This window comes from Clostridium sp. UBA4395 (genome assembly GCF_002390995.1).
Taxonomy (GTDB): domain Bacteria; phylum Bacillota; class Clostridia; order Clostridiales; family Clostridiaceae; genus Clostridium_J; species Clostridium_J sulfidigenes.
The window spans coordinates 1-25671 of record NZ_DGRF01000026.1; the positions used below are offsets into that span (position 1 = coordinate 1).

Genomic DNA, 25671 nt, shown 5'->3' on the forward strand with positions numbered 1-25671 from the left:
TAATTTTGATACAGCCCCTTCATTTTATTTTAATATATACTAACTAATTACTTCATGGATTAGTGGTATATCATTTTTATAGCCTTCAACTATTTCATAGTTTTTTAAGATACCCTCATTAGCTTTTTCAATAAGGCTTTCATTATTACTATGAATATATGCTATGATGTCACCCTTCTCTACTTTATCACCACGTTTTTTATTTAAAACTATTCCCACTGATAAATCTATTTTACTTTCTTTAGTGGCTCTTCCTGCTCCAAGTTCCATTGCAACTATTCCTAAGTTTTCAGCATGGATTTTTTTAACCACTCCACTATTTTCTGCAATTACCGGTACTACATACTTAGCTTTAGGTAATAAATTTGTATTATCAATACAGTCTATATCTCCACCTTGAGCTTTAACAAATTCTTTAAGTTTTTCTATAGCTGCTCCTGAAGTTATAGTCTCTTTTAACATAGCTTCAGCTTCCTCAGCAGTACCTGCTTTTCCTGCTAACATTACCATACGACTTCCTAAAACTAAAGAAAGTTGTAATAAGTCCTCAGGACCATTTCCCTTTAATGTATTTATGGCTTCTTCTACTTCTAAAGCATTACCTATAGCTAAACCTAATGGTTGGTCCATATCTGAAATTACTGCCATAGTATTACGCCCAATATGTTTTCCTATAGAAACCATTTCTGTAGCCAACTCCTTAGCAGACTCTGTGTTCTTCATGAAAGCTCCATCTCCAACCTTAACATCTAAAACTATAGCGTCAGCTCCTGAAGCAATTTTCTTGCTCATAATGCTAGATGCAATCAAAGAAACATTATCAACGGTTGCTGTAACATCTCTTAAGGCATATAATTTCTTATCAGCTGGTGCTAAGTCTCCAGTCTGTCCTCCCACAGCAATTTTAATAGTGTTAACATTATTAATGAATTTTTCTGTTGGCATCTCCACTGAAAAACCTTTGAAAGCTTCTAACTTATCTATGGTTCCTCCAGTATGCCCTAGGCCTCTACCTGACATCTTAGCTACCGGTATTCCCAATGCTGCTACCATAGGTGTAAGCACTAAAGTCGTAGTATCTCCTACTCCACCGGTGCTGTGCTTATCTACCTTAACACCTTGAATTTCACTTAAATCTAACATATCTCCAGAATGTACCATTGCCATTGTTAAGTCTGAAGTTTCTCTTTTATTCATCTTTTGAAAATATATAGCCATTAAAAGAGCTGATACTTGATAATCTGGAATTTCTCCCTTTGTATAGTTCTCTACAAAATAATTTATTTCCTCTGTAGAAAGCTCTCCACCATTTCTCTTTTTTAGAATCAAATCATACATTCTCATAAAACACACCCCGCTCTATACCTTTATATTTAATTTTGTTTGTAATGGTCCACTATTATAATTCTCTAACTATTCCTTTCACTAAAGAAACAAATTTTGATTTTACTTTAGCAGAAGTTTCTATTACTTCTTCATGATTTAATGGTTGGTCTAAGATTCCGGCTGCCATGTTAGTTATGCATGAAATTCCTAGTATTCTAAGACCACAATGATTAGCTGCAATAACTTCAGGAACCGTTGACATTCCAACTGCATCAGCACCTAGTATTCTTGCCATTCTTACCTCTGCTGGAGTTTCATATACTGGACCTGTAAACATCATATAAACTCCTTCTTTTAATTCTATATTAAGAGATGCTCCAACTTCTTTTGCTAGTTTTAAATATTCTCTATCATAAGCTGTAGACATATCTGGGAATCTTGCTCCTATTTCTTCTTCATTTTTACCTATAAGTGGATTTGTACCTGCAAAGTTTATATGATCTGTAATCATCATTAAGTCACCTGGTACAAAGCTAGTATTAACACCACCACAAGCATTAGTTACTATCAAGGACTTAACACCCAAATATTTCATGATATGGATTGGAAGTGCTAATACGCTCATAGGATGACCTTCATAATAATGAAATCTACCTTGCATCATGATAACCTTTTTACCTTCTAAAGTTCCGCATACAAATTGTCCTGCATGACCTTGTACTGTAGATACCGGAAGATTAGGTACTTCTGAATACTTTACTACCACCCTATCTTCAACCTTATCAGCCATATCACCAAGACCAGAGCCTAAGATAATACCTATTTCTGGCTGGAAGCTTAACCTAGCCTTTATATATTCTACACTCTCATTAATTAATTTAATATCCATTATAATTTCTCCTCTTCTTCACAGTTATATAATTTTATTTAGTTATACTCTATATTATCAGCTTATTAATTTATCTTAATGCTATTTGTTTGACTAGTTAGTTAAACAAATAATATTAACAACAAATTACAATATATTATTACCTTTAAGGAATTTATATATTGTAATTTGTGTATTAAAATTTTTATTATTCTTATTATCTTTATATTTTTATACTATCTAAAACTCTTTTAAACCTAGATTACTAGCTATACAATTAAATCTTTGAAGCTTTTTCCTACTAAATCATTTTCAATATCAAGTAAATCTAATACAGTTTTACCTATATCGCAGAATCCATTTCTAGTTCCAAGATTTATATCTTCCTTAAGATTTCTTCCATATACAAGTACAGGCACATATTCTCTGGAATGATCTGTACCTTCTGTAGTTGGATCACATCCATGATCTGCAGTAATGATTAATACATCATTATATCCTAAAGCTTCTTTAATTTCTGGTAATCTATCATCAAATTCTTCTAAAGCCTTAGCATATCCTTCTACATCATTTCTATGTCCAAATTTCATATCAAAATCTACTAAGTTTGTAAATATGAATCCATTAGAATGAGACTTCATCATTTGTAAAGTTTTATTAACTCCATCCATATTGTCCTTTATAGATACTGATTCTGTAACACCTTTTCCTGTAAATATATCTTTAATCTTACCTACAGCTGCCATAGGTAAGCCAGCTTCACTGACATACTCAAGAGCAGTCTTATTAAAAGGCTCTAGTGCATAATCATGTCTATTAGCTGTTCTTACAAACTCACCTTTTTTCATACCTTTAAACGGTCTGGCAATTACTCTACCTACCATCTTATCTCCAACTAACATTTCTCTTGCAATTTTGCACATATTATATAATTCTTCTAAAGGTATTACATCTTCGTTAGCTGCAATTTGGAATACACTATCTGCAGAGGTGTAGATTATAGGGTATCCAGTTCTTATATGTTCATCCCCTAATTCCTCAATGATGGCTGTACCAGAAGCAACTACATTTCCTAAAGTCTTTCTTCCTATCTTAGCTTCAAATTCATCCATAATTTCTCTCGGAAAACCATTAGGATAAGTTTGAAGAGGTGTTTCTAAAATTACTCCTGCCATTTCCCAATGTCCTGTAATTGTATCCTTTCCTTTTGAAAGTTCACTACATCTTCCATAAATTCCTTCTGGATTTTCACACTTAATAAGGTTTTCCACGCCTTCTATGGAACCAATTCCTAAAGCTTCTAAGTTTGGAATAGAAAAACCTTTAACATGTTTTGCTATATTACCTAAAGTATTACTACCTTTATCTCCATAAAGCTCTGCATCTGGAAGTTCTCCAATACCAACACTATCAAGCACAACTAAAACTACTTTTCTATCCATGATATACTTCCTTTCTTCTTAGTCACTGATATATTATATTTTACCACAGTTGTTTCAAAATATATAACTAAATAAAATAAATTATGTGTCACTGCTAAACTTCCATCTTTTTTAGCAATGGCACATAATATAATAGTACATTATTATTGAAATATGTCAATTTATTAGTTGAATTTTTTTATCTATATTTTTCCTTTATCTCAATATGGAATTAAATATATGAATATAATTATATAATATTTCTAAAGGTTTTATTAGTTCATTGCCAACTAAAATACTATTTTCATAAATTCCAGGTTTATAAAAATAACTCAGTACATAGTCTAATATATTAGGCAATACTCCCCCCATAACAAATATAATTATAAAGCACTCTGCATATATAATTAAGAACTTTTTAATGTCATCTTTCATACTTTTATGCCCCTAGCCCCTTTAGTGCAAAATTTATAAGTATAGGCGTTATAAAAGACTCAAATAAAAATCCAATGAACATAACTCCTGTGACAATTAAAAACATCATAGTATAATTTCTTACTGAACCAGTATTAGGTGAATATTTCTTTGTAAATTTTTCTTTTACTATACCTATAGAAAATTCAATAGATAGTACTGATAAAAATATTAAACATGGTATATATATAAGATTTTGTGGTAAAACACCTAAAAGTGATAAGAGTAATCCTTTTTCTTTTAATCCATATATAAAAAAACTAAAAGTAAATCCTAAAGAAAATCCTTTGTAAATATTAATCAAAATAATTATTGGAAGTCCTACCACTGTTAATCCCAAAAACCAAAATCCAATTATAATGGGTATATTATTTTTTAAAGTACCCATTAATATTTCTTTATTAGATAATCCATCTAAGGTCGATGATGATCCAAAAGCAGTTATATAGTTAATTAAGGTACTCTTGTCCACATCCTCCATATATTTAACACAGTAGAGACCTAGAATCATCCCAGTGGCAATAAATAATATTGATAATAAATACATCCAAATATTTTCATAAAAATGTTTATTAAAACTATCTATTACGCTTCTTAATGTCATACATATTCCCCCTTAGTTTATTTAAGAATTAATTTATATTTATGCCTAACCTAAGGGTAATATTCCATTTTATTTAATTTTTACAGGTATGCTAAAGCTGCAATAGTCTTTCCGTCTATAACTTCTCCACTTTTAACCATTTCTTTAATTTTATCTATACTATATAATTTTACATTTATAAATTCATCATCATCTCTATTAACTTCACCTTTATATAACTCAGTAGCCTTATATAAATATATATATTCATCTGAAAATCCAGGTGCTGTAGCTATTTTACCTAATAACTGAAATTTTTTAGCCTTATATCCAGTTTCTTCTTCCAATTCTCTAATACCACATAGTTTAATATCTTCTCCCTTTTCTATTTTCCCAGCTGGTATTTCTAAAATTGTTCTATCTAATGCTTTTCTAAACTGTTCCACAATAAGTATAGTATCTGAATTCAAATAAGCTACTATACCAACTGCTCCTGGATGTTCTACAAGTTCTCTTTTTCCTACTTTTCCATTAGGAAGTTCCACTTGCTGCACTTTTAAATTTATTACTGTTCCTTTAAACTTATATTCTTCACTAATAGTTTTCTCAAAAAGTTTCATCATCACCACTCCTCACAATATATAATAACCTATCATACATAAAATAGACACCTTCAATTTTTTCAAATTAAAAGATGTCTATAATTTTTACTTATATATTGTTGATGTAAAAATAATTTGTTGCATTGGCTTTGATAATTAATCGACTTAAATTTTACTATAAACCTAATAATATTAAACTTCTAGCATACCTTATTTTTAAGTCTTAGCTTGTCCGCTACCATAGCAATGAATTCACTATTTGTTGGTTTACCCTTTTCATTATGAATAGTGTATCCAAATAACTTATTAATAGTATCAACCTGTCCTCTACCCCATGCAACTTCTATAGCATGTCTTATAGCTCTTTCTACTCTACTTGCAGTAGTATTGTATTTCTTAGCTATTGCTGGATATAGTTCTTTAGTTACTGCTGACAATAATTCTATATCATTTACCACTAAAGTTATAGCTTCTCTTAAATACATATACCCTTTAATATGAGCTGGTACACCAATTTCATGAATGATATTAGTAATTTCAGATTCTAAATCCATAGATCCACTATTTGATTTGGGTTTAACATCCATCATTAATGATGAAGAACTAGTTGTATTAGTAACTGTTGTTTTTCTAACTGTATCACTTGAAATTGAATTATTAAACATATCTCTAATTCTATTAGATAATACGTCCATATCAAAAGGCTTAACTACATAATAATCAGCTCCTAAAGATATAGCTCTTTGAGTTATTTTGTCTTGACCTACTGCTGATAATATAATTATTCTAGGCATTGGATTTAAATTCATTGTATTTAATCTCTCAAGAACTCCTAATCCATCTAAATGAGGCATTATAATGTCTAGAACTACTAAATCAGGGTTAGTTTGTTCAATAAGTTCTAAAACCTCTACTCCATCTTTTGCTACACCAACTACATTGATGTCCTTTTGACTTAAAAAATAATCACTTAAAATATTGCAAAACTCCTTATTATCATCTGCAATTAGCACATTAATGCTTCTTTGCTCCATTCCACAACTCCCCTTTTTGTAATTTTTACCATATCATAGATATATAATTTCGACAAAAGTAATAAAACTCCTTCTACTACCTAAAAAAAAATAAATTTTTTTAAAATTCAACCTTTTCTTATATTATAACATCATTTTGAGTCAAATAAAAACAACCTATTGTAATTTTATATAAATAGATTGTTTTTATTTAATTATTTATGATTATTATATAGCCTTTTGTATTTTTTAAGTGTAATTGATAATATTTATTTATTTTCTAACATCTGCTTCATTTATCATCCAATCCATATATATTCCATATCCTGTATCAGGCTTATTGACAAGAACATGTGTTACTGCACCTACTATTTTGTTATTTTGAATTATTGGACTTCCACTCATTCCTTGAATAATCCCACCTGTTTTCTCTATGCACAATGGATCTGTAACTTTTATTATCATACTTTTACCATTTGGTTCTTGTTGATTTAATAATTTTTCTATTACTATGTCAAATAATTCAGGCTCTTCGCCATCTATAGTTGTAAGAATTTGTGCTTTTCCTACCTTAACTTCATCTTTAAATCCTACCTTCATAGGCTTATTATAATTATTGCATATTAAATTATCATTACCTTCTCCAAATACTCCAACAGGTGTATTTAATCTAATTATTCCTAAGGTCTTATTACTATCTGTAAAAATCCCCCTAAGTTCACCTGGACTACCTTTAGCTCCTTTCCTTACTGACACTATATTAGAATCTACAATTTCACCTTTCCCAACACTCATAATAGTATTGGTATCCATATCTGTTATAGGATGTCCTAGTGCTCCAAACTTCCCACTTTCTTTATGATAAAATGTTAAAGTTCCCACACCTGCCACAGAATCCCTAACCCATAATCCAATTTTATAGTTTTCATCCTTCTTACTGACCACTGGATTAACTACAAAATTCATTTCTTCGCCTTTTCTATTTACTGTAATTTTAACTTGCTCTCCCTTGGCTCTATTCACATAAGTAGCTATATCTTCGGCACTTTTTATTGTTTCATTATTAATTTTTGTAATACTATCTCCTATAGCTATTCCAGAAATAGCAGCTGGGCTTTGAACCTTATTACCATCTACCTCAATATCTGACAAAGCAATAACAAGGGCTCCTTTTGTATTAATTTTAATTCCTAAAGGTTTTCCTCCTGGATAAACCATTATGTCGGAGGTTTTAGCATAATTAACCTTTTTTAGACTAGTAGCTTCTGAAAAATTTAATTTATAGTCCACATCACTTGAATAATTATTTATTGAAGGCACTGCTTCATTAAAATATCTATTAATTATATCAGTATAGCAATTTATAGATATTAGTATGAAGGTTGTAGTAAATATCAAGAATAAAATATTACTAAATTTTTTCATAATGCTTTACCTCCTGTAAAGAATGTTTAACTTTAATTTTCCCCTATGAGAAATTTTTATGTTAGAGTTCTTTTTCTTTTAAACCCAAAAAGATTTCCTAATTGAATTTTTTAGAACATGAAAATAAAACACTATAAACTAAAGTTATACTTAGTTTATAGTGTTAAACATTTTTATAGTATATATTCACATTTTAATTTTTATTTTTTAAAATTTATAATAAAATCTAAGAACTCTGTTTATCGCCTTAAATCACTTTTTATTTCTTTTGCCTTTGAAATCATTTCTCGTGCATTTTCAATAGTTATAGCCGTAACTTCGCTACCACCAATTATTCTAGCTACTTCTTGTTCCACTTCATCATCCTTCAGCTTCTTAACTTTTGTAAACGTATTTACTTCATCGCTGTTTTTTTCAATTAAATAATTCACATCTGCTAGTGCTGCAATTTGAGGTAAATGAGTTATACAAAATACTTGATGAGCTTCAGAAATAAGCACCATTTTTTCTCCTACTCTTTGAGCTATCCTACCACTTATTCCAGTATCTACCTCGTCAAATATTACAGATGGAATTTGGTCTTTATCTACAAACACAGTTTTAAGTGCTAGCATAATCCTTGATAATTCTCCACCCGAAACCACTTCTTCTAAAGGCTGTAATGGCTGTCCAGGGTTAGTGGAAATTTTGAACTGTATCTTGTCTCTACCTTTATAATTAAGATTATCTGTATATGCTACCTCTATTTTAAATCTACTTTTTTCAAGACCTACATAATCTAATTCTTTTTTTATTTCTTTTTCTAGTACTTCACTTATTTCTAATCTTAAATTATGTAATTCCTGTGCTATTCCTTCTAATTTTTCATATAACTTTTTCTTTTGTTTTAATAATTCTTCTATAATCTCTCCACTGTTTATTAATTCGAAATATTGTTCTTCTATATTATTTTTATACACTAGTACATCTTCTAAAGTAGGTCCATATTTCTTTTTACAAGCAGATAATTGATACATTCTAGAATTTATAAATTCCAATTCACCTATATCATAGTCTGTATTATCCTTTAAGTCACTAAGAGTTCTAGTATTATCCTCTAACAAGTAATATGATTCCTCCAGAGAATCTACTATGGATTTAACTTCTTCATGATGAGCTTCAATAGACTTAAGTTCTCTAATAACATACATTAAGGAATCTATAATAGAAATCCTACTTTCATCATTCTCTTTAAGTAGCATATAACTTTTTTCTAACGCCTTTTTGATTTTTTCTCCATTAGATAACATATTAAATTTCTTTGATAACTCTTCATCTTCACCTATTTTAGGTTTTATACTATTAATTTCATCTATTTGAAACTTTAGAAAATCTATTTTTTTCTCTCTTTCTCCATTGTTTCCTTGAAGTCTATTTATTTTTTCTTCAACTTCACCATATTTTAAATAAAATTTATCGTATTCTTCAAGCTTATTCACCAATAAATCTTGGCCAAATGAGTCTACATAATTTATGTGCTTTGAACTATCTAATAAATTTTGATTTTCATGTTGACCATGAATATCAATTAAAGTTTCACTAACCTGCTTTATTTTAGATAGCAATAAGGTTTTATTATTTACTTTTGCTATGGTTTTACCTGAGTGAAAGCTCTCCCTACTGAGTATTACTATTCCCTCATCACTAATATCTAATTCTTCTAAAATAGCCTTAGTTCTTTGATTTTCAATAGAAAAAACTGCTTCTACTACAGTTTTATCTTCTCCTACCCTTATTAAATTCTTATTAAATTTACCTCCAAGAACAAAGCTAATAGCATCAATTAATATAGATTTACCTGCTCCTGTTTCTCCTGATAAAACATTAAATCCCTTAGAAAAATCTATGGATAGTTTTTCTATAAGAGCAAAGTTCATAATATTAAGTTGTAAAAGCATTTATACCATTCCTCATTTACTTTATTAATTTTTCTATTTCTAATTTAAGTTCCTCGGCTTTTTCGTCAGTCCTTACCAATATAAAAATAGTATTATCTCCAGCTATTGTTCCTGCAATCCCTTCTAATTTAAAAGAGTCAATTGCTTCAGCTGCAACTTGAGCTGATGCTGTAATTGTTCTAACAACCAAAATTTTATCTACTTTTTCAACAGATATAGCTGTATTTGAAAATATGTATGCCAATGCACTAATAGTTGAGTTGTTATTTGAATTCACCTGTGCATACTTGTATCTTCCTGTATGAGATAATGTTTTAATTAAGTTTAATTCCTTTATATCTCTAGATACAGTTGCCTGAGTTACATTTATATTTTTAGCTCTTAATCTATCAGCTAAATCTTCTTGAGTTTCAATATCTTCATTTTTTATTATATCCAATATTATACTATGGCGATTTTCTTTCATATATTTTCTCCTCACAATCCATAGATCTTGAAATTATTTTTGTTCTTAATATTTTAAAATAATCATAATCCTTAAATTGAACAATCTTACACTTATCTTCAATTGTTTCAATTATCATCTCATTGTATTTATCTGATTCTAATTCTAAATGCCCATCACAGGTTAAGAATACGTTATCTTCATTAGTATTTAATATTATTCTTATCTTATTATGAGGATCTAAAATAATCGTCTTTACTCCATTAGATATAGGACAAATAGGAGTTAAACTTATTAGCTCCATAGTTGGATAGATTATTGGACCCCCTGCTGATAAAGAATAGGCTGTAGATCCTGTAGGGGTAGATACTATTAACCCATCAGATTTATAGCTACTATAAAAGCTTCCATCTACAAATATATTATAAGTCAACATTCTGCTTAAAATCCCCTTGGTTATAACTATATCATTTAAAGCTACATGGACATTTTCACCATCTTTTTTAGGAATAGTAACCTTTATCATCATTCTTTCCATGATTTTAAATTCATTATTTTTAAGTTTTTTAATAGCTTCACTAACTTCTGTTAGTTCTACACTAGTTAAAAAACCTAAATGGCCTATATTAACTCCAAGAATTGGTACTCCATATTTATATATCTTTCTTGCTGCTCTTAAGATAGTTCCATCCCCACCTAAGGTAACGAGTAAATCTAATTTTTTGTTTTCTTCTAGCTCCAATCCCTCAGCATCTTTAAATATATGTAATTCACTTTCAGGAAATTCTTCCTTTATTAGATCATGAACATAGTTTAGTATTGTATTCTTCTTATCTTTAGATGAATTGATGTTAATACCTATACTCTTCATATATCCTCCACAGTAAGTTTTTCATGAGCATTTTTTACAATGTTTCCTATACTATTGCTGTTAAAATTTCCAATTCTATTAAAATCTTTAGTAAAATTAATCAGATATTCTATATTTCCATTAGGACCCTTAATGCCTGAATAAGTTAAATTTAATATATTAATGTGACTCTCCTTCAAAAAAGTTACTACATTTAAAATAACCTCTTCATGGATTTTACTATCCCTTACTACCCCTTTTTTAGAAACTTTTCCTCTACCAGCTTCAAACTGAGGTTTTATAAGTGCTACCACTTCTCCCATGTCCTTCAAAAGTGGAATAACATGAGGTATTACTTTATCTAATGAAATAAAAGATACATCTATAGATGCAAAATCACAGGATTCACCAATTTGTTCTATTGTAAGATTTCTTACATTTGTGCTTTCCATAGAAACAACTCTTTTATCCCCTTTAAGTTTGTCTGCCAATTGATCTTTACCTACATCTATTGCATATACCTTAATGGCTCCACTAGTAAGCATACATTCTGTAAATCCTCCAGTAGATGCTCCTATATCTAAGCATTTAAGCCCTTTAAGATTTATATTAAAATCTTTAAGGGCTTTTTCTAATTTAAGTCCACCTCTACTTACATAGGGAATTACTTCCCCACACATTTCGACTTCAGCAGTTTCTTCAACTTTTAGCCCGCATTTTCTTTCTACTTTTCCATTGACATATATTTTTCCAGATAAAATATATTCTCTAGCTTTTTCACGAGAAATTGCTAATTGCTTTTTTACTACTAATAAATCTAATCTAACTCTTTCCTTTAACATGCTTACTCCTTAGTTAAAAATTCCTCTACACTACTACAAATTCCTTCTGGGTCTAGTTTGTTAAGATTATATAATATATTAACATCTCCATGCTGTATAAATTTATCCTTAAATCCTAATGTTAAAATATTATTCTTAAGTAACCCTTCCCTATTTAAATACTCTAATATCTCACTTCCAAGACCACCAGATATCATATTATCTTCTACAGTAACTAAATCATATCCTGACTGTACTAGTTCTTTTATCAATTCAGTGTCTATAGGTTTTACAAAACAGCTATTTACTATTGTACAATCTATATTTTTCTCCTTTAACATTTCTTCAGCAACAATTACATTTTGAACCATTTTACCTACTGCTATTATTGCCACTTTTCCAGATTTATTACCTAAAACTTCCCACTTACCTTTTCTAAAGAAAGTCATAGGCGAAAGTTTAATATTAGATAAGTCTCCACCCCTTGGATATCTTATAGCTATAGGATAGTTTTGTGTAACTGCAAACTGTAGCATATACCTTAACTCTTCAGTACATTTAGGACTCATTATTGTCATATCTGGTATGTGTGTTAAGTAAGATAAATCAAATACCCCTTGGTGAGTTTCTCCATCTTGACCTACAATACCCGCTCTATCTATAGCAATTACTACCGGCAATTTTTGTATTGCTACATCATGAATAACTTGATCATAGGCTCTTTGAAGAAAAGTAGAATACACTGCAAATACAGGCTTTAATCCTTGTGATGCCATACCTGCTGCCATGGTTACCGCATGTTGCTCTGCTATACCTACGTCAAAAAATCTCTTTGGGAATTCCTTAGAAAACCCCTCAAGTCCTGTTCCCTCTGGCATAGCTGCAGTTATAGCTACTAATTTTCTGTTTTTTTCTGCCAATTTTACCATAGTATCACCAAAAATTTCTGAATAGGATTTGCTGGCCTTTGAAGGTTGCTGTCCATTTTCACAATTAAAAGGTCCTACTCCATGAAATTTATCTGGAAACTCCTCTGCATACTCATAGCCTTTACCTTTTTTAGTTATTACATGAATAATTACTGGGCCTTCTACCTGTTGAGCTTTTTTTAGTACCTTACTCATTTCTTTTATATCATGGCCATCTATTGGTCCATAATATTTTAAACCCATATTTTCAAAAAGCATTCCAGGAACCATAAGTTGCTTTACAGAATCCTTCATCTTATTTATAGAATTAATCATACTTTTTCCTACCTTTGGTATCTTCTCCAAAGTAGCATTTACATCACTTTTAACTCTATTATAAGCATTTCCCATCCTTAAGTCATTTAGATATGTGGATATTCCTCCAACATTTGGTGAAATAGACATTTGATTATCATTTAATACTACTATCATCTTAGTTTTATTATATCCTATATCATTTAAAGCCTCCATAGCCATTCCGCCAGTAAGGGCTCCATCTCCAATTACAGCTACCACATCATGTTTCTCATTTTTTATGTCTCTAGCCCTTGCCATCCCTGCCGCTGCCGATATAGATGTACTACTATGTCCTGTATTGAACATATCATACTTACTTTCTTCTGTTTTGGGAAATCCACTAAGACCTTTATATTGTCTAAGGGTATCAAATTTTTCTTTACGTCCTGTTAATATTTTATGAACATAAGATTGATGTCCTACATCCCAAATTATCTTATCCTTGTTAAAATCAAATACGTTAAATAAACTCATAGTCAATTCAACTACACCTAAATTAGATGATAAGTGTCCTCCCGTCTTGGAGACTTGAGTGATCAGAAATTGACGTATTTCTTCTGCAAATTCTTCCAATTCATTTATCTTCATGTTTCTTATTTCATTAAAATCTTCATATCTATCTAAATACTTTGACATTTACCTTAACCTCGTTTTATAAAATATATTACTTTTGCAACTGCATATAATATATTATTACTATTTGTAATTGCGAATTTTTTTCCTATTGCTTTTCCACCAACAGTGGCTCCTGCTATCATTGCACTAATACCAGATGCTATTAATATTTCAGAACCATAAGGGTAAAGTTGCAATATTTTTGCTACTATTACTACACCTACAGCTCCACTTATAATACCACACACATCTCCTACCACGTCGTTACAAAAGTTTGAAACCTTACTTGCATTTCTTATCATCTTCACTGCTATTTTTGCTTCTTTTATCTTCTTTGCGGCCATGGCATGAAATGGAATTTCATTTGCTGCCGTAACCGCTGTACCTATCACATCAAAAATTACGCCTAAAAAAATAATCAACACTAATATGGTAAACGCTAAGGAAGCATTAACCCTTGGAAGTGTAGATTCTGATAAAAGTGAAGCAGTTCCACTAATAATTATAGTATAAATTGTAATTTTAGTTATCCATAATGCTTCTTTTGTATTTTTTTTCTTACATTCTTTGTTTTTGGCTTTTTTATTCCGCCTACTACTATCGCTTTCCAATTTTACCCTCCAAAAATAGATAAAGGTGGTAGCATACTAAGTAAAATTTGCGGCTTAGGTCTAGCAGGATTTCCCATAGAGTAATCAAGATGTCGCCATCTTGACGGTTTCCCTTTAATGCTCTATCTATAGTGTTTCCAACTACAGGGCTAGATTACCACTTAGTCCACACTGCAATCCTTAATATGCTTCACATGGAACAGTCTAGGAGATTTCCTCGACAGTTAGGTACTCTCTTATCCTCTTTTGCAACATGGGTTTTAGCAAGCAATAGCCCCATTACCCTGGCCGGGGTAACAAGATTTGTTCTCACCTCCACCCACCTCACTCAAGGCAGGCTACTCTGCACATAGCTCGTTTACCACAATGCAGGTTTAATCCAGTGCCGTACCGTGGGTATCTCTCCCAAAGCACAAACATTGGTCTCCACGATTGTAGGGTCGATGTCGCATGCCTTTGCGGTCGCCCCACAACCTTACTCCCAGCACAAGCCCACAACTGGGCGTTACAGGCCAGCACAAGGAACTTCATCGATGTGCCCTTCAACGGATTTTTAGCCCCGTCCTCAAAAGTACTTACCTGACTAGAATACTGCACCACCTCATTAAATTAATTATAGCATAACTATAATTAATTGACATTACTTTTTTTATTAACAGATTTCTTAACTTCCTTGAAACTTACTAACAGAATTCTAAGTGTCAATTAATTTGATACTTAGAATTCGTTGTCCTTTAGGAGAAATCGTTATGCATGGACGTACCAGCTCTTAACTCCCAATTTGAAAAAGATGGGAGTATTAGAGCTGGTAGTATCGGATAAAGTTAAATGTACTTAGAATCATTTGTTTTAGTAGATTAGTATTCTCTCTCCAACAAAAACTTAGTTATATCTTCTAGTTCTTTTGTATCTCTTTCTATGCTATTTAAAAGCTCATAGCATTCTTGAGTTAAATTGTTACAAAACTCTTTACACTTATTAATTCCATACATGGTAATAAAATTCACTTTATCATTTTCTCCATCACTTTGAGTTTTACCTAGTAATTTCGAATCTCCTTCAACATCTAAAATATCATCTTTAATTTGGAATGCAAGACCTAGTTTTTCTCCAAAAGATTTAAGAGTTTCCAAATCTTTTTCTGGAGCCTCTCCCATTGTAGCCCCTGCAATAATAGAAGCTGATATTAGCTGACCTGTTTTATTTTTGTGCATCTCTAAAAGAATTTCTTCATTTATTTTTTGACCTTCACTTCTTATATCTATAATTTGACCCTTTATCATACCATCTATACCTGATGACTTTGAAATAATAGCTGATGCTCTAATTTTTTTCAATTCCCCACTTAGACATTGTGAAAACATTACATTCATAGCCTCATTTAGTAAACTATCTCCAGCTAAGGTAGCCATAGCTTCTCCATAAACCTTATGGTTTGTTGGTTTACCTCTTCTTAAATCATCATCATCCATACATGGAAGATCATCGTGTATTAATGAATAGGTGTGTATCATCTCCATAGACGCAGCAAAAGGAAGGATTTCATCTATAATATTATTATACATATTATAAGTACAAATCATAAGAATAGGTCTTATTCTTTTACCCCCAACCTTTAAGCTATATATTATAGGTTCTAACATGGAACTATCACCAACATCTTTAGTTTTAAAATAGTTTTCCATCCAACTTTCTATTTTTTCCTTATAGATATTAATATTCATATTTAATCCCTCACAAAATACAATTAATCTTCCTGATGAAAATCTTCTTCACCTTTATCTGTCAATATCTTTATTTTTCCTTCTGCTTCTTGAAGAGTCTTATATAAATCACTATAAAGCTTCATTCCCTCTTCATATTTACAAATAGCCTCATCTAAAGTAACTTCTCTATTTTCCATTTCAAGCAATATTTCCTCTAACTTGAGAACCTTACTCTCATAAGTTTCTTTTTTCTTAGCCATGTTATTCCTCCACCTGTTCTATTTTAAATAGTCCATGACCATCTTTCATGGTAATTCCTACAACTTCATACTCTTTCAATTTTTCTAAAGATTCTATAGGCTGATTGTCTGGACTTTTTATAATGCTATACCCCTTATCTAATATGTTTAATGGGTTATTTCCAATTAATCTATGGCTTATAACCTTTAATCTATTTCTTTCTTCTTGAAGCCTTAATTCCATAGTAAACATTAGTTTACTTTTTAGATTATCTAACTTATCATATTGATTTACCACATAATTCTCAGGGCTATATAACAATAATCTATTAAACATATTATTAAGAATATTAAATTTCTCATTAATATTTTTATTTATAGCATATTTTATTTCTTCTCTTAATCCATTTAATTTTTCCTTAAAACCCTCTAAGCTGTATACTGCAATTTCAGCAGCATGGGAAGGAGTGGCTGCCCTTAAATCAGCTGTAAAGTCAGCTATTGTAAAATCTGTTTCATGTCCCACTCCTGTAATAATAGGAATTTTAGAGGCTTTAATAGCCCTAGCTACCTCTTCCTCGTTAAAGGCCCATAACTCTTCGATTGAGCCACCACCTCTAGCTAAAATTATCACATCTACATCCTCAATATTATTAAGAGCTTTTATACCAGCAGCTATATCTCTGCTAGCATTAATTCCTTGAACTAAGGATGGATATATTAAAATATCAATGTTTAGGTTTCGTCTAGTTGCTACTTTAATTATATCCCTTACTGCTGCACCAGTAGGTGAAGTAATTACTCCTATTCTTCTTGGCATAGATGGAATTGCCTTTTTAAAATTATTATCAAAAAGTCCTTCTTTCTCTAACTTTTCTTTTAATAAATTAAATGCAATAAAGAGTTCTCCTTCCCCTTCTACCTCCATAGTGTTACAGTAAAGTTGGTAGGTTCCTTCTTTCTCATAGATAGATATATTCCCAGATACTACTACATTCATTCCATCCTTAGGTATAAATGTTAAATTCATGGCTCTTGTCTTGAACATTACACATTTAATCTTGGTAAAATTATCCTTTAATGAAAAGTATATATGACCACTGCTATGGATTTTTACATTAGATAATTCTCCTTTGATATTAGAATTTTTAAGGATAAAATCATTATCTATTACTTTCTTTATATAGCTATTTACTGCTGTCACTGTTAAAATTTTACTGTACATTTTTTAACCATGCCTCACAGGTATTCTTCATAAGCATAGTTGTTGTCATAGCACCTACTCCACCAGGTACTGGAGTTACTAAACTAGCCACTTCTATTACTTCTTCAAAGTTTACATCGCCTTTGACCTTACCTTCCACCATAGTAGTTCCTACATCTATAACTATGGCTCCCTCTTTAACAAAATCTTTAGTTACAAAGCCAGGTTTTCCTATGGCAGAAACTAAAATATCTGCTTTTTTACAAACACTTTCTATATCTATAGTTTTTGAATGACATATAGTAATAGTAGCATTTTCTTTAAGAAGTAAAAAAGCTGCTGGCTTTCCAACTATGTTGCTTCGTCCAATTATAACTGCTTCTTTTCCCTTTATATCTACTTGAGATTTAATAAGTTCAAGAACACTCCTAGCTGTACATGGCATGAAAGAGTTTTTATCTTTATACATCTTTCCTATATTAAAATCTGTAAGTCCATCTACATCCTTTTCTACATCAACAGCATCTAAAACTCTTTCTTCATTTAATGCTTTTGGAAGCGGTAATTGAATTATTATTCCATCAACAAAATTATCTTCATTTAACTCTTTAATTTCATCAATAAGCTTATCTTCAGAAATATTTTCTGAAAACATTTTTGTTTCATACAATATTCCTAGCTCCTCACTTACCTTTTTTTGTCCTCGAGTATATGAAATTGATCCTCCATCTTCACCAACAATTATTGATACTAGCCTTGGAGGTCTTTTTCCTTTTCCTACTCTGCTTGCAATTAATTCTTTAATTTCGCTTTTATGTTGAACTGCCAAGTCTTTTCCACTTAATTTTGTTCCCATAAATACACCTACTTTTTAATTAAATTATTTAACACCCCATTTATAAATGATGGTGCATTATCATCTCCATACCTCTTTGCAAGTTCTATAGCTTCATTAATAGTAACTTTGTTTGGAATATCTTCATCAAATAAGATTTCATAAGTTGCCATTTTCAGTATAGCTAAGTTCATCTTTGGTAATCTTTCTAATTTCCATTTTACTAGATACTTAGTAATAGTTTCATTAATTTGAGCTTCATTTTCAGATACTCCCCTTAATACTCTTATTACATATTCAAAGTCTATATCCTCTATTTTTTCCTCTGTATTTTCGCGAAAATTTTCAATAATGTCTACATAACTCTCCTTGTTAATTGACATTTCAAATATTAACCTAGTTGCTATCTCTCTACTTTTTCTTCTATTCATATATATACCTCCATAAAATATCTCTTGTTTGTTATTTTTCCTAATAAGTTTTTTGTAACTTTTTATAAATGAATTATCTATATAGAACCACTTAAATGGGAGTTTCTTATGTATAAGTTCCTTATATCATCTTATTAATATTATGTTTTTAAAATTGAAATTAAACTCCACATCATGACATGGATAAGTTAATTTTACACATGGAAACACCCTCTTCACTAGAGGGTGTTTAAAATTACTCTATTTCCTCTTCTTTGTTCATCTTAGGAAATATAATATTCTGCACGTTAATATTAACTAATGATACATTTAAACCTGTCATAGTTTCAACAGTGTTCTTAACATTTTTCTGCACCTTTAAACACATATCCGGTATCTTTATACCATACTCCACGGACATATGTAAATCTATTACTGCAGAATCGTTATCCATAGTTACTTTAACGCCCTTTGATATATTCTTTTTACCAGTGAGCTTTTTACTTATATCTTCTACTAATCCAGCACTCATACCTGCAACACCTTCTATTTCCGATGCTGCAAGACTAGCTATTACACCAATAACTTCGTCAGATATTCTTACTATACCAACTTCTTCCTCTGTAGGAACTTCATTTAATATATTTTCTTCCATAATTCACTACCCCCTTACCAGTGTGATTAATAATATTCATATTATATCAGATAACAATTTCTTTTACAAATTTTATAATAGAAATACTCATTATTTTTATATTACCCACTTTTATAAATATTACCCTTCAAATATATTAAAAACAGCAGATTTTTACTCTACTGTTTTTAAAACAAAATATGTTTAGTTATTCAGCTACTTTTATTTCTATATCTTTTATATCAGCTTTACTCATAACTACATCTTTAATTTGTCTAACTTGTTGGTCTGAAAGCTCCCCTTCATGTTTAACTACCACTGTAGCCTTTTCCTTATCTAAAGTACAAAGGGCTTCTTCAAATCCTTGAGCTTTAAGTGCTAATTCAATTTTAACTTCTTTATCAGATTGAAGTGCTAAATTCTTATATTCATCAGCAGCCTCTGCCTTTTGATCTTGTGGAGTATTTTCATCATCTAATAAAGCCTTTAAAGTTTGAAGAGTTTTAGTGGCATTGTTATCACGTTGTAATCTTGCTTCTGTAAAATAATTTGCATTAGTTGATGCACTAATTGTAGTTCCATCATTTCCCTTTGTATCACTTACATAAAGTGGTCCATTTACTTGAGTCGCTAAATAACCTGCAAATAAAATTAATACTACTAGTGAAGAAATAATTATAGTTTGTTTTTTATTCATTATAGTTCCCCCCGAATTTTTTATTTATATCACATTTATATGCTACTTTTTCATAGGATATACCTGTACTTTATCATCTGAAAGACCAAATAATTTAATTACAGCTTGACGTATCCTTAATTCTGTCACTGAATCCCCAGCTCCTTCAGCTACTACACAAATACCTGTAATGGTTGGATTATAAGTTTTTGTTATAAAGGGTTGTTGTTGATTTTCCTTATTTTCCATAACTACTGTACTCCCACCATTTTCTTGTGTTATCTCCCTTTGTCCCCCACCATTGTCCTTTTCACTAGTAACACTAGTTGAAGTTTCTTCATTAAATACTGGTACCTGTTCTTGTCCACTTGCGAAGTAAATCATAGAATGGACTTTACCTACACCTTCTATTTTCTCTAATAAACTAATTAATTCTTGTTGCATCTTCTCCTTATAAGCCTTATCTACAGCTGAAGATGTAGTATCTGTATTCTTTTGTATTTCATCACCACCTATTGCCACTACATTAGCAGTTCCACTGTCACTTCCCTTTGGACTATTGTCCTTTGTAAACATACTTCCTACTATTAATAATAGAACTCCAACTAAAAATACTATGGCTAAATTTGTTAATAGATTAGAATTTATCACCTTGGGCTTTTTACCACTTTCTCCTATAGTAGTTTTAGAATCTTTATCTTGCTGTTTGCTCTCACCTCCTTTTCCCTTAAAAACATCTTCAAATATTTTTTTAAGATTATTTGACACTTTTATCCCCCCAAACTTCTATATAAAATTTATGTTTAATTATTATTAAGTTTGTATACATATATATTTTCCTCATCTATATCGTAAGTAGAGCTAATAAAATTTCTAACCTCCATTGATTTTTTATCTGTTGAAGAATCTTGATTGTCTACCTGAACTGACTCATCACCGATTTGTACCTTTTTTACCCTTTCCACTGAACCATCATTAATTCCTATCTCAATTCTTTCAATAAGAAAAATGCTATTTTCATTGTCATAAGCTGCATCTACCTTGGCACTATACCGATCTCCCTTAAAATTTTTCTCTAAATCAGCTACACATTGTTTTTCTAAATTGCTTTTAAACCTTTCTAATGTACTATTTATATTAGCGTGTCTATATTCTTCATAATTTCTCTCACCTTTATCATTGAATACTAAGTCTGCAGATTCTTCAATTATTTTGTTCACTTGTAGCTCCTCATTAAATATTTTTAAAATAGGACTTAATATAACTACAAAAACAATTAACCCAAGAACAAAATTACAATACTTTTTTAATGAATTATCTGGTAATATCATTTGTACTGCTGTAGAAAAAAATATCGCCACACATATGGTTATTATCCACTTTCCTAAAGCTTCTATCACTTCATCACCTACTTTTAACATAAATTAATCTAATATCTACATTAGAATAAATCCTTTACCTGTAGCAGCTATTATAGTAATCATTATAAAAAACATTACACTGACACATATAATACAAGAACCAAGTAGCATCAAAGATCCTCCTGCAGCATCTATAATATTAGTTACTTTATTATCACTTACTGGTTGCAATAATGCAGAAGTTAGTTTATACATGAATCCCATAACAAAAATCTTTATTATAGGAAGTAAAATTATAGATATAAGAATTACTACACCTAATAGACTAACTGAGTTTTTCAAAAGTAAGGTGTAGCTGGCTACTGTTGCAAAGGCATCAGATAAAGTTTTACCTACTACAGGTATAAAACTGTCCATGGCAAATTTAGCTGTTTTTGTGGTCACCACATCAAAACTATTTCCTACAATTCCCCTAATTGTTATAATCCCAACGAAAATTGTTAGAAAAATACCTTGAACCCATAGAGCAAACTTTTTAAGTAAACTAGTCAAATTCTTAACGTTATATTCATTAGATATGTTATTTACAAAGTCTAGGACAAAACTCATACAAATTATAGGTATGATTATAGAAGAATAAAGCTTAGTTCCTAAGGTGCATACACCCATAATAATGGGGTCCATTACCACAGCTTGACTTACACTTCCTACACTTGCCAGTAACATTATAAGCACCGGCATTAGCGCTACCATAAAATCACTTATACTATTTATAACCTGTTGGGTTAATTCCACTCCTATATAAAATCCTCGAGCAATCAGTATAATCATCACAGAGAAGCAAGCAAAATATGCTACATTACACAACTTTTCATTGCTAAAGGCATTTTGAAGATTATTTAATAATGCACAAACTATAGCTATTATGATAAGTTGTCCTATTATTTTAAAAGATACTACTATTTCTTTAAATAAGTATCCCAAAGCCATCTTTAATATTTCTTTTCTTTCTAAGGAGCCTTGTCCATCTTTCATATAACTTTGTACAAATTCCTTAGGCGACATATCCTTTAGTAATTCAGTTCCAGTATCCAGATTACTTATATAATCATATAGTCCATTTATTTTGCTCATTTGCTCATCATCTATATTTACTTCATCACTACCATAAGCTTTTATAGGAATTAAAAATATGATCATAACTATTAAAACAAATATACTTTTCTTCATATTTACACCTACATTATCTTTAATATTGTTTGCATTACAGCCATTAGTATTGGTATTGCAAGAGTAAGAATTAATATTTTACCAGCAAATTCAACCTTTGATGCAATGCTACTCTCACCAGCATCCCTGCAAATTTCACTACAAAAGGATGATAAATATGCAATACCTAAAATTTTAAATACTGTATCCAAGTACACTATGTCTATATTAGCTTTATTAGATAAGGTTTGAAGGAAATTTACTATTATAGTTAGCTTGCTAACTAAAAACATAAATACTATTATGCCTGCTATTAAGCTAATTAAAAGTGCAATATCTGGTCTTTCCCTTTTTACCATTATCACAATAAGAAGAGTTATTAGTGCAAAGGATACTATTTTGATAATATCCATAGTTTCCTCCTAAAAGTAAAATAAAGTTTGTATTGCATTGAATAACTTTGAAACCAAGCTAATCACTAATATTAGTATTATTACTATTCCTGCTAAATTACTAATAACTGCATATTCCTTTTTCCCTCCACTATCTAAAACCTTATCTAAAACTATCATTACAATTCCAACTATACCAATTTTTATTATTATACTTATATCTAACAAAATCCACACGCCTCCTTACATTAAAATAATTCCTATCATGGCACCGAAGGAAAACCCCAGGTATCTATACATCTTCACGTTTTTATCAATGTTATATTCGGCATTGTTAATTGCTTTTCCCAAATTTTCTAGAGTTAGTGCAAACATATCATTATGTCCTTCTATATCCATTTCACCTAAACTTTTAGTAAAATCTAAAAATATACCTAGGTCATCTTTAGTTAAGGATAATTTGTCCACTCTTTTATCTAGGCTATGAATAAAACAACTATTTACATCACATTCTTCGCTGCTAATAATTAATTCTGACGCTTCCTTAAAAATTCCAGCTATGGGTTCTTCACATTTTTCATATACCTTATTAAGAGCCTCTGGAAGTAATGCATGGGTAAAATTTATTTCATTCTTTAATACATATACGCCTCGCTGAAATTCCTTTAACTCCCTAACTCTTTTTTTAAATTTTTCTCCATAAGAAAATCCTAAAATAGTAGATGAAACTACTATAAGAATAAAACCTATTACTTTTATCATTTATTACCACCCCCTTACTTTCTCACCTTTTGTAAAATCATATATATATTCTATGGTTGCAATGCCACACTTATTACTTAAAATTACAGCTCTTTGAAAAACTTTATTTTCTAAAATTTCTTTGAATACTGGTCTATTATAGAGATCCTTTTCACTAAATCCATGGATAGTGGTTATTACATTTACACCTGAATTTAATGCTGCCACAATACTCTCCATATCTTTATAAGTACCTATTTCGTCACATACTATAAGATGAGGAGCCATACTTCTAATGGCCATGATTATTCCTTGACTTTTCGGGCAGTTATCCAATATATCTGTCCTAATGCCTACATCCATTTGAGGAGCCCCTCTATAACATGCTCCAATTTCACTTCTTTCATCAATAATAGCTACGTTTTTGCCACTTAACCCATATCTTGATAATCCATTAGATATCTCCCTTGATAAATCTCTTAATATAGTTGTTTTCCCACATTTAGGTGGAGATATTATTATAGTGTTTAATATAGAATTATCTTTAATAATAAAAGGTAAGATTCCATCACTACATCCCTTTACCTCTCTAGCAATACGTATATTAATTGAAGATATGTGTTTTATAGTCTTAAGAGAGTTTTCTTCTAAAACACAGGTACCACAAATTCCAACTCTGTGACCACCTTGAATAGTTATATATCCTTGTTTGATTTCTTCCTCAAAGGCGTATATGGAGTAGCTACTTATCTTTTGAATAATTATCTTTATGTCCTCTAATTTTGTATTATAACTTGTTCTTATCTCCTTATTATTGCTTATAAATATAAGCGGTTTGTTAACTTTTAATCTAATTTCTTGTAGTTTTCCACTATGGTCATAGTTTATAACTTCAGTTCTAATAGAAGGAGATAGTATATCCAAAACATCTTTAGTAATCATGCAACTCACCCTTTCTTACTTAATTGTTATTACCTTCCATAGATAATTATTACTATAATATTTTTATTTTTTTATTTTTCACAAAAAAAATAAGTGCTTCATATAACGAAATATAATATTTCATTATATGAAGCACTTATTAAAAACAGCATGTTTTCATATATCTCTGCAACCTATTAAATATGTATTTATAGAGCAAATAAAAACTAGCCTTCAATTATGAAAGCTAGCTCAATATGGACTAAACTCTTTCCATATATTCTCCTGATCTAGTATCAACTCTAATTGTGTCTCCCTCATTTACAAATAGAGGAACTGGAACTATTGCCCCTGTTTCTACTGTAGCTGGTTTTAACACATTAGTTGCAGTATTTCCTTTAACTGCTGGTTCAGTGTTTGTAATTAATAGTTCAACGAAGTTTGGAGCTTCTACTGAGAAAGCTTCACCCTTGTAGAATTTAATTATTGCAAACATATTTTCTTTTAAGAACTTTATAGCTTCTTCTACTTTATCGTAGTTTAAAGGAATTTGCTCGAAAGTTTCTTGATCCATGAAGTAGTACAACTCTCCATCAGAATAAAGATACTGCATTTCTTTTCTCTCTATTACTGCTTCTTGGAATTTAGCAGTTGGGTTGAAAGTTGTTTCTGTAACCGCTCCAGTTATAGCATTTTTTAATTTAGTTCTAACGAAGGCAGCACCCTTACCTGGTTTAACATGTAAAAATTCTACAACAGTGTAAACTTGTCCACCATCTTCAAAAGTTGTTCCTTTTCTTAAATCTCCAGCTGATATCATAATGTAACCTCCCAATATATAATAGCCTTTGTTAATAAAATTATTATAACCTATTTAAAGCACTTTAATACCTTATGTAGTTATTAATATGCATACTAAATTTTAGTAATAAATTAATTACCTAATTTAATAATTATAATTACTTACATTTACATTAACAATGATATTTTATCAAAACTATGTATTCTTTGCAAACAAATTATACCTTCATATTAAGAAACTTGCAATAAAATTTTAAATATATTCTATAATAGTGCACTTTCACTT

The 25671-nt window shown here is 30.4% G+C and carries 29 protein-coding genes; all 29 read right to left on the bottom strand.

The annotated features are described in order from the left end of the window. Positions 1-39 precede the first annotated feature (39 nt). The 29 genes from B2694_RS03735 to efp all read right to left on the bottom strand — a co-directional run bounded on the left by B2694_RS03735 (position 40) and on the right by efp (position 25404). A complete protein-coding gene (locus B2694_RS03735) occupies positions 40-1344 on the bottom strand; it encodes a pyrimidine-nucleoside phosphorylase (RefSeq protein ID WP_346884635.1) in 1305 nt (434 codons plus the stop codon). A gap of 55 nt (positions 1345-1399) precedes the next feature. Next, positions 1400-2215 carry a purine-nucleoside phosphorylase gene (locus tag B2694_RS03740; protein WP_346884636.1) on the bottom strand — a complete coding sequence of 272 codons (816 nt, stop codon included), beginning with the start codon at positions 2213-2215 and terminating at the stop codon, positions 1400-1402. A 248-nt stretch (positions 2216-2463) separates the two neighbouring features. Continuing rightward, entirely contained in the window at positions 2464-3636 is a 1173-nt protein-coding gene (locus B2694_RS03745; RefSeq protein WP_346884637.1) for a phosphopentomutase, read from the bottom strand. A gap of 195 nt (positions 3637-3831) precedes the next feature. Continuing rightward, a complete protein-coding gene (locus tag B2694_RS03750; RefSeq protein ID WP_035129393.1) occupies positions 3832-4050 on the bottom strand; it encodes a hypothetical protein in 219 nt (72 codons plus the stop codon). Positions 4051-4054: 4 nt separating this feature from the next. Beyond that, positions 4055-4693: a stage II sporulation protein M gene (gene spoIIM, locus B2694_RS03755; RefSeq protein ID WP_346884638.1), complete on the bottom strand. Its 639-nt coding sequence runs from the start codon at positions 4691-4693 to the stop codon at positions 4055-4057. An 80-nt stretch (positions 4694-4773) separates the two neighbouring features. Then, complete coding sequence (locus B2694_RS03760; protein ID WP_346884639.1) at positions 4774-5292, bottom strand: NUDIX hydrolase; 519 nt, start codon at positions 5290-5292, stop codon at positions 4774-4776. 182 nt (positions 5293-5474) lie between these two features. Next, positions 5475-6308, bottom strand: a complete 834-nt coding sequence (spo0A, locus tag B2694_RS03765; protein WP_346884640.1) for a sporulation transcription factor Spo0A — start codon at positions 6306-6308, stop codon at positions 5475-5477. Between the two features lie 252 nt (positions 6309-6560). Continuing rightward, positions 6561-7715 carry a SpoIVB peptidase gene (gene spoIVB / locus B2694_RS03770; RefSeq protein ID WP_414632712.1) on the bottom strand — a complete coding sequence of 385 codons (1155 nt, stop codon included), beginning with the start codon at positions 7713-7715 and terminating at the stop codon, positions 6561-6563. 236 nt (positions 7716-7951) lie between these two features. After that, positions 7952-9649 (bottom strand): DNA repair protein RecN, encoded by a 1698-nt coding sequence (gene recN / locus B2694_RS03775; RefSeq protein ID WP_346884642.1) that lies wholly within the window; start codon positions 9647-9649, stop codon positions 7952-7954. A 16-nt stretch (positions 9650-9665) separates the two neighbouring features. Then, positions 9666-10115, bottom strand: a complete 450-nt coding sequence (locus B2694_RS03780) for an arginine repressor (RefSeq protein WP_346847958.1) — start codon at positions 10113-10115, stop codon at positions 9666-9668. After that, positions 10096-10965: an NAD(+)/NADH kinase gene (locus B2694_RS03785; protein WP_346884643.1), complete on the bottom strand. Its 870-nt coding sequence runs from the start codon at positions 10963-10965 to the stop codon at positions 10096-10098. Before B2694_RS03785 ends, B2694_RS03780 begins: the two co-directional genes overlap by 20 nt. Continuing rightward, positions 10962-11786, bottom strand: coding sequence for a TlyA family RNA methyltransferase (locus B2694_RS03790; protein ID WP_346884644.1), 825 nt, complete (start codon positions 11784-11786; stop codon positions 10962-10964). The genes B2694_RS03785 and B2694_RS03790 overlap by 4 nt, the downstream gene beginning before the upstream one ends. Positions 11787-11788: 2 nt before the next feature. Next, entirely contained in the window at positions 11789-13666 is a 1878-nt protein-coding gene (dxs, locus tag B2694_RS03795) for a 1-deoxy-D-xylulose-5-phosphate synthase (protein WP_346884645.1), read from the bottom strand. Between the two features lie 5 nt (positions 13667-13671). Then, positions 13672-14256 (bottom strand): hypothetical protein, encoded by a 585-nt coding sequence (locus B2694_RS03800; protein WP_346847954.1) that lies wholly within the window; start codon positions 14254-14256, stop codon positions 13672-13674. 857 nt (positions 14257-15113) lie between these two features. After that, entirely contained in the window at positions 15114-15980 is an 867-nt protein-coding gene (locus B2694_RS03805) for a polyprenyl synthetase family protein (RefSeq protein WP_346884646.1), read from the bottom strand. A gap of 23 nt (positions 15981-16003) precedes the next feature. Further along, on the bottom strand, positions 16004-16222 hold the full coding sequence (xseB, locus tag B2694_RS03810) for an exodeoxyribonuclease VII small subunit (RefSeq protein WP_035129370.1): 219 nt from the start codon (positions 16220-16222) through the stop codon (positions 16004-16006). A 1-nt stretch (position 16223) separates the two neighbouring features. Beyond that, entirely contained in the window at positions 16224-17426 is a 1203-nt protein-coding gene (gene xseA, locus B2694_RS03815; protein ID WP_346884647.1) for an exodeoxyribonuclease VII large subunit, read from the bottom strand. Then, positions 17416-18261 (bottom strand): bifunctional 5,10-methylenetetrahydrofolate dehydrogenase/5,10-methenyltetrahydrofolate cyclohydrolase, encoded by an 846-nt coding sequence (locus tag B2694_RS03820; protein ID WP_346884648.1) that lies wholly within the window; start codon positions 18259-18261, stop codon positions 17416-17418. The genes xseA and B2694_RS03820 overlap by 11 nt, the downstream gene beginning before the upstream one ends. An 8-nt stretch (positions 18262-18269) precedes the next feature. After that, a complete protein-coding gene (nusB, locus tag B2694_RS03825; protein WP_346884649.1) occupies positions 18270-18671 on the bottom strand; it encodes a transcription antitermination factor NusB in 402 nt (133 codons plus the stop codon). A 235-nt stretch (positions 18672-18906) separates the two neighbouring features. Beyond that, positions 18907-19305, bottom strand: coding sequence for an Asp23/Gls24 family envelope stress response protein (locus B2694_RS03830; protein WP_035129363.1), 399 nt, complete (start codon positions 19303-19305; stop codon positions 18907-18909). Between the two features lie 187 nt (positions 19306-19492). Then, on the bottom strand, positions 19493-19981 hold the full coding sequence (locus B2694_RS03835; RefSeq protein WP_035129361.1) for a SpoIIIAH-like family protein: 489 nt from the start codon (positions 19979-19981) through the stop codon (positions 19493-19495). Between the two features lie 42 nt (positions 19982-20023). Continuing rightward, a complete protein-coding gene (gene spoIIIAG, locus B2694_RS03840; RefSeq protein ID WP_346884650.1) occupies positions 20024-20728 on the bottom strand; it encodes a stage III sporulation protein AG in 705 nt (234 codons plus the stop codon). Positions 20729-20763: 35 nt separating this feature from the next. After that, positions 20764-21381, bottom strand: coding sequence for a stage III sporulation protein AF (gene spoIIIAF, locus B2694_RS03845; protein WP_346884651.1), 618 nt, complete (start codon positions 21379-21381; stop codon positions 20764-20766). A 15-nt stretch (positions 21382-21396) separates the two neighbouring features. Beyond that, positions 21397-22551, bottom strand: coding sequence for a stage III sporulation protein AE (gene spoIIIAE / locus B2694_RS03850; RefSeq protein ID WP_346884652.1), 1155 nt, complete (start codon positions 22549-22551; stop codon positions 21397-21399). A gap of 8 nt (positions 22552-22559) precedes the next feature. Continuing rightward, positions 22560-22943: a stage III sporulation protein AD gene (gene spoIIIAD, locus B2694_RS03855; protein WP_035129356.1), complete on the bottom strand. Its 384-nt coding sequence runs from the start codon at positions 22941-22943 to the stop codon at positions 22560-22562. A gap of 9 nt (positions 22944-22952) precedes the next feature. Next, positions 22953-23150 carry a stage III sporulation protein AC gene (gene spoIIIAC / locus B2694_RS03860; RefSeq protein WP_346870814.1) on the bottom strand — a complete coding sequence of 66 codons (198 nt, stop codon included), beginning with the start codon at positions 23148-23150 and terminating at the stop codon, positions 22953-22955. Between the two features lie 15 nt (positions 23151-23165). Next, on the bottom strand, positions 23166-23684 hold the full coding sequence (spoIIIAB, locus tag B2694_RS03865) for a stage III sporulation protein SpoIIIAB (protein ID WP_346884653.1): 519 nt from the start codon (positions 23682-23684) through the stop codon (positions 23166-23168). A 3-nt stretch (positions 23685-23687) separates the two neighbouring features. Then, the gene (gene spoIIIAA, locus B2694_RS03870; protein WP_346884654.1) at positions 23688-24605 is read right to left on the bottom strand and encodes a stage III sporulation protein AA; all 918 of its coding nucleotides are present in this window, start codon (positions 24603-24605) and stop codon (positions 23688-23690) included. 241 nt (positions 24606-24846) lie between these two features. Then, positions 24847-25404: an elongation factor P gene (gene efp / locus B2694_RS03875; protein WP_035129348.1), complete on the bottom strand. Its 558-nt coding sequence runs from the start codon at positions 25402-25404 to the stop codon at positions 24847-24849. Between the last annotated feature and the right edge of the window lie 267 nt (positions 25405-25671).